Consider the following 14389-nt stretch of genomic DNA (forward strand, 5'->3'; position numbering starts at 1 on the left):
GTCAGAAAAAAGGAGGGTAGCGGTTATTTTGTAAAGGAATTATAGAAAAAGATTACAAGAGGGAGAAAGAGACTATGAAGAGATTTCGAAAGTCGGCTATAGCCTTAGTACTTGCACTCCTGATGGCACTACAGGGAACAGAGCCTATTTTTGTACAGGCAAAAGAGGCCATTGAGGATGTACAGAAGAATGCAGATTTCTCCAGACCAGAGGCTTTGACGGAAGAGGAAGCAGGGATTACAGATTCCACATCTGGAGAACAAGATAAGAGTCAGCAGTCTGATGCGGACGTACAAAATGAAACGACGCCATCAGAAGATACAGAGACGCAGGAAGAACAGACAACTCCAGCGGAAGAAACAGAAGAAAATCCGCAGGAAAAAGAAGTGGAGTTGAAAGAACCACAGGATTACTATCCGATTCCAGAAGAACCGGAAGGTGAACTGATTGATTATGATGCCATTTCCAAGACTTATAAGACAGGGGACAAGCAGTATACAACCGTTTATGGAGGTTATGTCGGAACTTATAAGAATGAGGATGGAGATACCGAGCTGGTTGATAATACACTTGTAAAACCAGAAGAAGCAGATACTCCGGCATCCGAAGAAGCACAGGAAGCCAGCAGTGTAGTGGCAACTGAAGAAAAGGAAGAGAAAACAGAAGTTTATCAGAACAAGGCAAACGATTATGCTATCCTTCTTCCGGAACAGATGTCAGAAGAGAATGGTGTAACGATTGAAAATGGAAAGACCAGAATCGGGATCATTCCGGTAGATGGAGATTATACACATTCCGTTATTAAAGACAATGCGATCCTTTATAATGAAGTTTACGAGGGCGCAGATGTTCAGTATACAGTACTGGATTCCAGCATTAAGGAAGATATCGTACTTCAGCAGCCAACAGACAGGGAAGTCTATGAATACGAGCTGCAGATTCCGGGGTATCAGGCAGAAGTAAAAGACAATCAGGTCTATATCTATCCGGAAGGGAAGACAATCAAAGATGCGAAGTATCTTCTGGAGACGCCATCAATGGAAGATGCTGCCGGGGAAATCAGTTTCCTGATCACATTGGAACTTCGGGAAGAAGATGGAAAAACAATCCTGACCGTAAAACCAGATAGGGATTGGCTTTCGGCAGAAGAACGTCAGTATCCGGTCAGGATCGATCCGACACCAGTAGAGATTCAGAAGAGTTCCTTTAACATGATCGGTGTGGAAGAGGGAAGTCCTACCAGTCAGATTGGTGACAACAATTATCCGTATGTCGGATTTGATGATGGTATTAAGTCTGGGAACCTTGCAGGATTTGGTACTGCACACCAGAACTGCCGGACTTATATCAAAGTAAATTCAAATTTTAGTCAGATTCCGAAAGATTCCAAAATTGACAGTGCAACATTTGCAGTCAGTCAGAAAACTGCATACAGTGGTGGTGCATCCCAGTTTGGACTTTATCGTGTAGATCAGTCGTGGAACACCTCCATCACATGGAAAACAAAACCAGTAAATCTTACGTTTCAGGATGTACAGAATGCAAGTACCAGCAGGAACAGCTATATCAATTATGACGTCAAAGATCTGGTCAATGACTGGGTGCAGGGAACTCATGCGAATAACGGATTTGCACTGGTAGCCATTGCCGAGGCAAATAACCTTGGAGCTTCTATGCAGTGTGAGGTACTGAATAACAGGGCATCCGTTTATGGACCGAAACTCAGCATCCAGTGGTCACCGGCTGAAGATCCATATCTGCGAGATATGTCACTGGATGAAACAACGATCCTGCTTCGCCCGATGACAGAAAAGAATACAAATGGAAAGCTGAAGTTTGATGCCGTATTTGCAGACGGAATTGCAAAGAGCAAATCTACAGTAGAATATTATCTGCTTCCAGATGAGGAAAATGAAGAACATCACGAAACAGATGCAAAACCATTGTATTCCTATCCAGACAGTACTGAATACAATAAGCAGTTCCCGGAGGCGAATAAGTATTACAGCAAAGATTCCAACTGGCAGAGTGCACTGTATTCAGGGCTGACGAAGGACAAGCTTTATAAGATCAAAGCAAAAGCATCGAAAGAGATTGATGGAAAGCTGGAAACAGGAAAAGAAGTGACCAGTGACAGCTTTGTGATCTATGAAGTGAAGCAGTTTGATACATTCCCGAAGATTGCAAAATATTATGGTGTTCCGCTTAAGAACATTATGAAAGACAATCAGGTTATGGACGCACTGGTAGTCGCAAATAACACGATCTTTATCCGTAACCCACAGACAAATGTTCCATATAGTCCTGCACCGCTTACCGATCAGGATAAGATGCGGATTGACGGAGCATTGATGGGAAGAGGCCTGCACTGTGAATTTGGATTTGAACCAGTCAACTTAAATACTGGTAACTTCTACATGGATCAGTCCGATGCGACGATGAATGAACTGAATGGAGAATTCTCCATTACAAGAAGCTACAATTCCAAAGGAACAGACCAGCATTCCATGTTCGGACGTGGATGGAGCTTTAACTATGACCAGTCACTTTCTCAAATGGAGGACGGAAGTCTTCTGTATATGAGAGGGGACGGAAGTTATCTGATCTTTGATAAGAATGAAGATGGAAGCTACACTGCTCCGGATGGTTATGTATATGATTTAAAAGCAGTCAGCTATAAAGATACAGACCATGACTACATCGGATGGGAACTGACAGATGCGGATCAGAGCGTCTGGTCATTTGATAAATATGGAATTTTACGTTATGTAACGGATGTGAATGGATTTAAGACAGTATTAGATTATGACGATGATTATAATCTGAGTAAGATTACAACACCATCCGGAAAAACATTCGGGGTAAAACAGGATAAATTCGGGCATATCAAGGAACTGTCTCTTCCAGATGGTGGAAAAGTTTCTTACAAATATGATGAGCAGGGAAATCTGATATCTGTAACAGATCCGAATGGAACAACAAAAGAGTACAAATATGATGATGACAGCCGTATGACAAGCTGGAAAGATGAGAATGGCAATACGGTTGTAAAGAATACTTACGATAAAGAAGGAAGAGTTGTAGAGCAGACTGATGCAGAAAAAGGAACGGCAACTTTCAAGTACGGAAAGAGTTCTACTACAACAACGGATAACGAAGGAAATAAGACCGTTTATCATTATGATGATCAGTACCGCACAACATCCATTGAATATCCGGATGGAACAACCTGTGAAAAGACTTATAATGCAGAGAATCAGCTTGCTTCCGAAACGACAGCAGCCGGAACAAAAACTTACACTTATGATACATTTGGCAATGTAGCAACGGAGACAAGAGAGGATGGAAAGACAGCCTCTTATACTTATAATGAGCAGAATAAGCTGACCAGTGCAACTGGATATAACGGAGCAACGGTTACTTACAGTTATGACGGTAATGGAAATATGGTCACATCTACAAAACCGGATGGAACAGCCATTACCTATACTTACGATGACAAACATCGTATGGTATCCCAGACAGACGGCAGAGGTGTCACAACAACGTATTCGTATGACGGACCGAACATGACCGGATATGTGGATGGAAATGGAGCAGCATGGGGATTCACGTATGACGCGATGAATCGTGCAGTTACCATGACAGATCCACTTGGAAATGTAACCTCGAACAGTTACGATGCGAATGGCAATCTGACTTCCAAGACAGCAGCCGATGGCGGTGTGACCGCTTATACGCTGGATGGTGTGGGAAATATTACAGCAAGTACTGACGCACTGGGGAATACCACCACTTATACTTATGATAAGATGTACAACATGACCAGTGGTACAGATCCGAAAGGAAATCAGATCAGCTACGTTTATGATAAGAATTATCAGCAGGTCAAAGCAACCGATGCAAAAGGAAATACAATTACTTATAAGTATGACAGCATGGGACGTGTCATAGAAGAGAGTAATAAAGATTTTGGAACAAAGCTCTATGAATATGACAAAGCAGGAAATCTGAAAAAATATACCGATGGAAATGGAAATGCAACCGTATCCAAGTTTGATTCTCTTGGACAGGTGCTTCAGTCCAAAGATGCAGTTGGTAATATAACCAAATATGAATATGACGCATTAGGAAATGAAACCAAGATTACTTATGGAGATGGAAGCAGCCATTCCAAGGAATATGATAACTGCGGAAGACTCGCTAAAGAGACAGATGAATTAGGTGCAGTTACCACTTATACTTATGATGCGGCAGACAATCTGGTATCAAAATCAGATGACAGTGGAAGAACCTGGACTTATACCTACGATAATACAGGAAACCGCTTAAGTGAAACCAACCCAGAAGGTGGAACTACCACATATACTTATGATAAAGCAGGAAATCTGGTATCTTCTACCGATGAAGAGGGAAGAACAGATACTTATGCTTACGACAAGGCAGGAAATCTGACTACATCCAAAGATGCCCTTGGATATACCGTATCCATGAAGTATGACTTAAATGGAAATCTGGTATCCTCTACCGATGAAAATGGAAATACCAGTACCATGACTTACGATGGTAATGGAAACATGACATCGGTAAGCGATGCAAAGGGCAACATTACAGCAATGAAATATGATTCCACCGACAATCTGGAACAGACGGTGGATGCCCTGAAAGGAAAGACCACTTACGAATACGATTCACAGGGCAACAGCACAAAGATGACAGATGCCCTCGGCAATGCGTATAGTTATGTGTATGATAAAGAGGGAAATAACACATCCATAATACTGCCGACAGGGGACAAGGTGCTGATGGAGTACGATGCCATCGGACAGCTTGTAAAATGTACGGATGCACAGGGACTCGTAATTACCTATCAATATGACGGAGCAGGCAACCTGATCCATTCCTCCGACAATGGTGGAAACAGTATGGATTATACTTATGATGGTGCCGGAAATGTACTGACACAGACCGATGAACTTGGCAGGACAGCAACATACAAGTACGATCAGTACGGCAGACTCCTGAAACTTACTGAAGCAGACGGAAGTATCACATCTTATGAATATGATGTTATGGACCGCATTACAGCGGTAACGGATGCGGAAGGTCATAAAACAACCTTTACCTACGATAAAGTCGGCAACCAGTTATCCATGACAGAAGAAGAGGAAGCCACATATAAATACGCTTACGATAAGAAAGACCGGGTTATTTCTCAGACAAATCCACTGGGAGCATCCAGCACCTTTAAGTATGACGGAAATGATAATGTGACGGAATCTGTCGATGAAAACGGTACGGTTACCAAGTATGCTTACGATAAAAATGACAATCTCGTATCCCAGACAGACGGAAATGGAAATACGACAACCTACCAGTATGATGAACTGGACCGCAAGATCGGTGAGACTTCTCCGTTAAAAGAAACAAATGAATACCGTTATGATGCCATTGGAAATCTTACCAAATCAAAAGATCCGATGGGACTCATTACCGAATACAAATATGACAGCCTGAGTAACATGACGGAACAGATTTCTCCAAAGGGAGCAGTTACCAAATATGATTACGACAAGCATGGCAATGTCATTTCTGTAACGGATGCAAAGGGAAATGAGACACAGTACAGTGTTGACCTGAATGACAATGTCACAAAGATGACACAGGCGAATGGTGGAGAGTATACCTATAGTTATGATAAAGCCGGACGTCTGAAGAGTATGACCAGTCCACTGGGTTATACTAAAAATTTCTCTTATGATAAAGTGGACAACGTGGTAAAAGAAAGCGACAGCTTAAAGAGTACCACTACTTATACTTACGATAAGCTCCATAACATGAAGTCTTCTACCAATGCACTGGATGGAACAACCAGCTTTTCTTATGATAAGTATGGCAATCTGGTGAAGGAGACAGATCCGCTTGGACGGAGCAATACCTACAGTTATGACCTGGCAGGTCAGATGACTTCTGCAGCTGATCCGCTTGGTAAGATAACTGCTTACACTTACGACCCGGCAGGAAATATTACTGAGATCACCAAACCGGGTGGAAGAAAGACCAGCTATGGATATGATAAGAATTATAATGTTACATCTGTAACAGATCCGATGGGCTATGTTGCAAAGACAGTCTACGATAAAGACAACCGTGTAACAGAAGAGACCGATGCACTGGGGCAGAAGGAATCCTATACCTATGATAAGGACAGCAGGGTAACTTCTATTACAGACAAGCGTGGATTCACAACGGGATTTGATTACGATGCACATGGGAATATTCAGGTTGTTACAGATAAGACCGGATTAAAGAGCCATCTGGAATATGACAAGAATGACAACCTGACCAAAGTAACTGATGCCCTTGGCGGTGTAACAACTTATGGTTACGACAACATGGATAACCTGGTGACCTTCACCAATGCAGCAAATAAGACAACGAATTATACTTATGACTTAGAAGGCAACCTGACATCCATCAAAGATCCGGCAGGAAGAACGGAGAAATTCGACTATGATGAAAAAGGCAGACTGACCGGACATACACAGGCAAGCGGCAAGAAAACCACGTATGATTACGACAAACTGAATGACCTGTTGGAGAAATCTTATCAGGACGCAAAAGGCGAGACATCCGAAAAGGACGTGACCTACGCATATAACAGTGCCGGGGAACGGGTATCCATGAAGGATCAGACAGGCAAGAGCAGCTACGAATACGATGCACTTGGAAGAATCACCAAAGTGACAAGCGGTTCGAAAAAGGATGTCAGCTACGTTTATGATGACGCAGATAATCTGCAGGCAATCGTATACCCGGATGGGACAAAGATCAGCTATGAATACGACTTAAATGATAATCTGGTAAAACTGACAGACCGTAATAGAAAAGTAACCACTTACAAGCATGATGCACTGAACCGTGTGACAGAAGTTACTAGAAGTAATGGAACAAAGACGGAAGTATCTTACGATGCAGAAGATCATATCACAAAGATTGTGAATACCTGTGGTTCCTGCGGCAAAGTAATCAGTACTTATGAGTACAAGTACAATGATCAGGGATATGTAGTTGGAGAAACAGCTACGGAACTGGAAGCTGGAACAAGAAAGACGCCAAGCTGGGAAGACTGGTACAACTGGGGCGATACACAGAAAGAGACAGACAAAGCAGACTGTGAGCATCAGGAAAAAGAGATCCAGACGACACGTACCTATGAATACGATGACAACTGGGAACTGACACGCTGTACAGAAAAAGCAGAGGGCGGTAAAAAGACAGTCCATAATTATACTTATGACAAGATTGGAAACCGGACCTCTTACGAGAAGATCGAGGATGGTGTCAGCAAAGCAAAATATAACTATAAGTACAACGATTCCAACCAGCTCATCAAACGCACCAATGCAAAGATCTGGGGCGATCCGGGAACAACCTACAGCTATGATAAAGATGGCAATCTGATCCAGGAATGTGATAAGACAAACAGTGCAGATCCGGTTACTTATGAATACACAGCAGAGAATCGTTTGGCAGTAGTAAAACAGGGTGGAACAGTCCTGATGGCAGCCATGTACGATGGAGATAACAACCGGGTATTCGAACTTGATAACACCTATAAATGGGAAGACTGCTATGGCGATGAAGTCCTGATCCCGGCGAACCAGCGTACCGAAGATGGAAACAGCCCGAAAGAGCAGCTTGCCTCTCTGGTAAAAGGCGGTTCCAATGCCAAAGGATACACACTGACAGAGTATATCAACGATATCAATCGCGAGAATACAGAAGTCCTTGCAGAGTATGGAGCAGACGAGAAAGTACGTCAGGCTTATACTTATGGAGAAAGTGGAATCGGAGAACGGGTAAGCGTTGATAAATCGGAAGAAAGCAGTTATTATTTATATGACGGAAGAAACAGCGTGACCGGAATCCTGACCGAAACAGCTAATCTGACGAACAGTTATCAGTATGATTCATACGGTAACCTTACATCAGGAACAGCAGACGGTGTCAATTACTACGGTTACAATGGGGAGTCCACAAATGTAAAAACAGGACTTCAGTATCTGCGGGCAAGATACTATAACGCAGAGAACGGAACCTTTACAACTGAAGATAGTGACCTTGGAACGACAGAAAATCCATTGACCAGAAACCGCTACGATTATACGACCAATAATCCGCTGAATTACAGTGATCCGACAGGACATTCATTGTGGAGCAGGATTAAGAGTACAGCTAAAAAAGCAGCGAAAGCAGTCAAGAGTGTCGGCAAGAAAATCGTTAATACTGCGAAAAAGGTAGTCAAAACAGTAGTAAATACAGCTAAGAAAGCAGCAAAAACTATTGTTAACACAGTGAAGGGGGTAGCAAAAACTGCCAAAAATGCAGCTAAACATGCAAAACAGACATATCAATCTGTGAAAAATCGTGTAACCAGTAGCAGTACATATCAAAAGATCACATCCAGAGGAAGTCAGTTTATTCGTTCTGTAAGCAATGGGGTACAGAAAATTGGAAAAACTTATACATCTTTCAAATCCTATGTTTCAGAAAGAACGGCAGAAATCCGCTCAGAAGTGGTACGACATATGTGTACGACAACAAATCGTATTACAGATAAGCTTGGAAAAGTAGACTGGAATGCGGTGAAAAAAGTAGCCATTGGTATAACTGCGGTTACAGTTTCTGGTCTTGTAGTTGCTGCAACAGGCGGTTTGGCTGCAGGAGCAGTTCTGGCAGCATTGCCAGCAATGGGTGGCTTAGGAACGGCGATGGTTTCAGGAGCAGTTATTGGAGCTATTGGTGGAGCTTCATATAGTGCAGTGAATTCAGGTTTGTCTGGAAATAGTCTGAAACAAGTAGCAAAAGATACGTTAGTCGGTGGTATTGCAGGAGCAGTGACAGGTGGCGTTATGGGTGGCCTTAGTTATGGGGCTGGGAAACTTTTGAATGTAGTAAGGAGTGCAGGAAGTACCCATAATGATGGGATTGATAAATCGTTTAAAAAATTAGTTGCAGAAGTAACCGAAACAAAATTGCCAGAAGGCACTTGGGAAAAACCACCATTAGAGCGAGGAGATATTATTGACAAAGCTATGGGAAATAACTTGGGACACAATTTCCCGACCATAGATAAAGTAGAAAATGGTGTTGTGACTAGTGTTAAAAGCCGAGACTTAGGTGCAAAGACTTATCAAAATGGTAATAAATTGGAAAAGGTAATTGTCAAGGACATTAATAAAGTTTCAGGATTTATAGGAGAAACATTTAATGGTAAATTTGTTAATGCGGAAGAAATAGTGGGTAGACAATTACAAGTAGTTGTTCCAAATGTAACATTAAGCGAAGCTCAGATAAATGCAGTTAATAATGCTACAAAACATGGTATTGATAAAGGTGTTAAACTCATTATTACAGTAGGAAAATAATAGCAAAGTAAATAGCTTAAGGGGAATATTTTATTCCCCTTAAGTAATAGAGAGGAGAAAACGGATATGATTTCTGTATATTATAATCAAAAATATGGTTTCTTAATTGTGCCTAATGCCATTGAAAGGTTTATGGGATGTTATATTTCTATCGAACCTACAATTGAAATTATGGCTGAAGAAACAATAGATAAGATAGGCTGTGCAATTAGAAAAGGAATAAAAATTGCAGAAAGTTCCCCAAAAGTAGACGAATCTCAATTAAACAATTTTTGGAAACAAACAAAATATAAAAGTTTTCCAACATTTTCCAAGAATTATCAAAGAATTGATTTGAAACAAAATGGAGATGAATTAGAAATTAGAAGATGGGAACGGAATAATAGAGGGGGATATTCGCGAAAAACGGAAGAAAAAGATTATATTAATTTTATAGAAATGTCGGATTATGAATTGGGCTTGTTTATAAAAAAAATGTTTGAACCATGTGAAATTAGAATTGATGAAACAGAAAGATTTGAAACATTAGAGGGGAAAATAATTAGTTATTCGATTCCAAATGAGCATTATAAAAATATTGGTGATGGTCATACAGATTCTTATATGACATATAGAAATGAAGATTATGATAAGTTGTATATTTCTTTTTTGATAGGTGATGGAACTGATTGTACAGATGAAGTAAGCATAAAAAATCATTACAAAAAAATATACAAGCAAATGTCGAATATTAAATTTGAAAGTAAATGTAATAAAAAATATGTACATTTTTTAACAGAAAATGGAGAAGTATTGCTGAGTTTTATTGATAATGGTTATGTGGAGTTTTTTATGTGCATTCCATATAATATTGAAAGAAAAGTTCAAAAGGAGTCAATAGAACAGTATTTAAAAATGTTATTTTCGATAAAAATTGAAGATAAATAAAGCGTGAAGGAGAGAATATGCAAAAGAAGAATTGTGTTTTGTGCATAAGTATAGGAATTATAGTATGTATATTGTTATCAGCTTGCTCCAGACAACCAGACTTTGATGCCAAATCCTACGTCCAAAGTTCTCTTGATGCACACTATCATGGAGAATATAAGGACTATGCGAATCTGTTAGAAATCTCGGAAAAAGATGCCAAGAAAGAAATCGAAGAGGATTTTAATGAGAGTATCCAACAGCAATTTGATGATTCCGATAACATTACGGATAAAGGAATTGCTGATTATGCGGAAAAACTGACAGAAGTAAAGAAACTGGCAAAATACAAAGTACAAGATGTGAAAGAAGAGGATGGAGTCTATACAGTAAGTGTACAAGTTGAACCATCCAATGTATTTCAGACATTGCAACAAAGCTCTACAGAGGTAAGCAATGAAAAAATAAAGCAGGGATTGGATGGAAATGATCCGGAAGTCTTTGCAGCTGTATTAACAGAAAGTGTCCAGAAGAGTCTTGAAAAGAACAGATATGGAAAAGCTGTTACTGTAAACGTATCCGTGGAAAAAGATAACTCAGGAAAATATGGTCTTTTGGATACAGAGATGAATAAGTTGGAAGCAGCGATGTTCCCAACAGAATAAGAATGAATGGAAAGCTATCAGAGGAAAAAAACTGGTAGCTTTCTTTTAAACTCCAAGACAAGAAAACTTGTTAAAAAAGCTATTGTAATAGTAGAAAAATTATAATAAATAATGAATGACAAGAGTCTTTTATTCATTATGAGAAAAAGAAGGAATCTCCTATGAACCAACAAGAAATATTCACGTAAGATGGAAAAAAGTGCTGTAATCGAAGAGGTTGCAGCATTTTTTTCTTCGACATTTTTCGAACATTATAACGTACCTATCCGGTCACCGCCATGCTCCGATTTGATTTCTATATCAAAAATCAGATCGGAGGAAAGATAAATGGCTTATAACAAGACAAGTGAAGAACGAAAGTGGAATTATTGGAAAGAACAGGAAGAAAAGAAATTGCGTGAACTGGGAATGGAAGAAGAGAAGATCCAAAAGCTGCGCCAGATGGACAGGGAAGACTTTCTGGAAGAGCGCAGATACCGGGAACATCTGGATGAAACGATGCAGGATATGGATTCCATAAAAGAAAAGGACAGCGAGCTGTTTGCAAGGGATGTAAAGGAGCTTCTGGATCACATAGGTGATAAGCGAATCTATGAACTATTGAAAGAAACGGAGCATCAGACACTGGAAATCCTCTTACTCAGTACATGGGGATATTCTGGAAGAGAAGTTGCTAAGATTATGGGAATGGCAGAACAGACGATTTATACCAAAAGAAACCGTTTGAGAAAAAAATTAAAAAATTTATCAAAAATTGAATAATTATGGCGTTTTTCGTCGGCTATTTAATAGGCAGGTAAATTTTGCCAGTGTACTTTGACAACCTCATACCAGCATTACAGGTACGTTCCCGTAAGTAGAAGCGTGGCAGGAAGACGCGAGGACAGATGAAAAGGGCATGGAAGAAATTAGACCAGAAAGTGAGAGGCAGAGTTCTTTTGTGGCGTTTTCGTTTCGAGCGAATCATCTTTAACTGAAACAGGACCGTGGCGGTCTTTTGCGAGGATCACTTACGAGGGGATAATGATACATAGGAACTGCCAGTGAGCAGAGGATGGACTTTGGGTTGTAATCAGCAAGACTTTTAGAAAATCCGTGAGCGGTGCAATGCCAAGCATCCGCCTGTAATGTTCCCGTAAGGCAATGGGGGAGTCGAGGACAAATACAACGCCAAAAATCAAAAGTATAAGAAATCAAGGAAGAATGTGTCGTTGATATCAGATACATACGGCTGTAGGGAGAAATCCTTTACAGCCGTATTGATGTGATATCAGCACGCATATCAGGTAACAAATTATGTATTACACAAGAGAATATCTCAATAGAGCGCATCGAGAAATTGATACTATTTTCCGAGTGCTGTTCCCGGAACATGGAATGGCAGTAAGGGAAGAACAGATTATGTTATGCCACAAAATGCTGGATAACCTGCTGGGAAGAAACATAGCACTGTGTGACGCGGGTGTCGGTATCGGCAAGACGTATGCCTATCTGGTGGCCTGTGTTCTGATGAGAAAATATTCCCTCCTTGCAGAAGGATGTTCCCCTTATGAGCAGCGTCCGGTCGTGATATCCACTTCCAGCATTGCACTCCAGAAAGCAATTCTTACAGAATATATCCCTTTTCTCTCCCGGATTCTTCAGGAGAACGGGACGATTCAGGCCCCTATTAAAGCTGTGATACGAAAAGGGAAAGAGCATTTTGTCTGCGATGAGAGGTTGGAGCACCGAATCGTTGCAATCGAAGAAAAAAACAAAAATGCGTTGCAGAAAGAAGCTCTGCTGTCGTTGAAAGAACATTATGATATGGACGAAGTGTCCAACTTAAGTGGGTTTGACAGAAGGATGGTGAGTGTACCGAAGTTCTGTTCGGGAGACTGCCCGAAAAGAGGCTCATGCAGGTATCAGCAGTATCTGGAGCGTTCCAGAGATCATGAAATGTTCATTCAGATCTGTAATCACAATTATCTGCTGGCTGATGGTTATCACAGGCTGCAGGATTACCGCCCGTTATTAAAAGACTACCGAGCATTGATTGTCGATGAAGCACATAAGCTGCCGGATGCGGCAAAGCAGATGTTTGGGAAGAGCCTCTGTTATGACGATATCCGAGAAATCTGCTTTTATCTTGGGAATGAGTACCAAGGCCCGGAGATAAGAAAACTGTCCGGGACGATCCGGATGGTGTTGGACATCATAGGAGAAAACCACAGAACCAGATATGGGATAAAAGAAGAATTCCACATGACAGAAGAGTGTGCAATGTATTTATATGAGGGGATACAGACCATGAATAAGATCATAGAAAAATTAGAAAAGAAGATTCCAAAGTGGATCAGAAACAAGCTGGAAGAAACCAAAAGTGTGCTGGAATGCTTTTTCCATCAGGATAAGAAGTATGTGCTGCATCTGAAGCAGGACCATGACCACCGGATTATATTGTGTGCATCCAGCAGACGGATTCCACAGTATCTGGACCAGATGTTATGGAGCAGAGGAATGGGAGCGATTCTGACAAGCGGAACTTTAAAAACCGGACAGGGATTTTCCCACATTCGGAAAATGACAGGATTACAGAGAGTGCGGAGAGTCCGGGAATATGTGGCAGACTCCCCGTTTGAATATCAGAAGAACTGTCTGTTATATCTGCCAAAGAATTTGAAGACATGCAGAAGAGAAAGTCAGGAAGAGGCAGAGATGATAGCAGACCATATCCATTCACTGATCTGTTCGACTTACGGGCATACGCTAGTGCTGTTTACATCTTATCATTTGATGGGAAACGTTTACCAGATGTTAAGGGATGAAATTCCGTTCCCGATGATAGAGGTGTGGAGACATTCACCGGAAGAGATCACAAGATTTAAACAGATGGACAATGCTGTCCTTTTTGCAGCCGGCTCCTGTTGGGAAGGAGTAGACTTCCCTGGAGATATGGTATCTTCGCTGATTATAGTAAAACTGCCCTTTGCTGTTCCTGATCCCATCAGTGAAGCACAGAAGAAGGAATATGCCAGCCTGAAAGATTATATTCAGGCAGTGATTGTTCCAGACATGCAGAAAAAACTAAGACAGGGATTCGGACGTGCTCTCCGCACCGAGACAGATACTTGTGTCGTGTCCATTTTAGACGAGCGTGCAGGAGAAGGTGGCAGGTATCATGAGGAAGTAATGTGTGCGCTTCCGAGCTGCAAGATGGCAAAAGATATCAAGGATGTCCAGCACTTTATTCGAAACCGGAAAGGCGTGGAATACTACCTGTAACCGTTCGTGGTTCTGCTACAGAAAAAGCAGATTTTGCACGAAAAGTTTGGTGGTATTTCAAGGGCGTTTTCGGTGGGATTGTTGGTATTGATGAATAGCTATTTCGGCATGAAGTGGGTATAC

5 protein-coding genes are annotated in these 14389 nt (G+C 41.1%); all 5 read left to right on the plus strand.

From position 1 onward, the window contains the following. The first annotated feature begins 74 nt into the window (after window positions 1-74). The 5 genes from DW911_RS04640 (at window position 75) to DW911_RS04660 (ending at window position 14266) form a co-directional block, all read left to right on the plus strand. Entirely contained in the window at window positions 75-9431 is a 9357-nt protein-coding gene (locus tag DW911_RS04640) for a DUF6531 domain-containing protein (RefSeq protein WP_199669453.1), read from the plus strand. Window positions 9432-9497: 66 nt separating this feature from the next. Beyond that, on the plus strand, window positions 9498-10358 hold the full coding sequence (locus tag DW911_RS10975) for a contact-dependent growth inhibition system immunity protein (RefSeq protein WP_007884653.1): 861 nt from the start codon (window positions 9498-9500) through the stop codon (window positions 10356-10358). Window positions 10359-10375: 17 nt separating this feature from the next. After that, on the plus strand, window positions 10376-11002 hold the full coding sequence (locus DW911_RS04650) for a hypothetical protein (RefSeq protein ID WP_007884654.1): 627 nt from the start codon (window positions 10376-10378) through the stop codon (window positions 11000-11002). Between the two features lie 327 nt (window positions 11003-11329). Continuing rightward, window positions 11330-11764, plus strand: a complete 435-nt coding sequence (locus DW911_RS04655) for a helix-turn-helix transcriptional regulator (RefSeq protein ID WP_007886453.1) — start codon at window positions 11330-11332, stop codon at window positions 11762-11764. 534 nt (window positions 11765-12298) lie between these two features. Next, a complete protein-coding gene (locus tag DW911_RS04660; RefSeq protein ID WP_110102393.1) occupies window positions 12299-14266 on the plus strand; it encodes an ATP-dependent DNA helicase in 1968 nt (655 codons plus the stop codon). Window positions 14267-14389: the final 123 nt, after the last annotated feature.

It is taken from the genome of Erysipelatoclostridium sp. AM42-17, assembly GCF_003480255.1.
Lineage (GTDB): Bacteria > Bacillota_I > Bacilli_A > Erysipelotrichales > Coprobacillaceae > Faecalibacillus.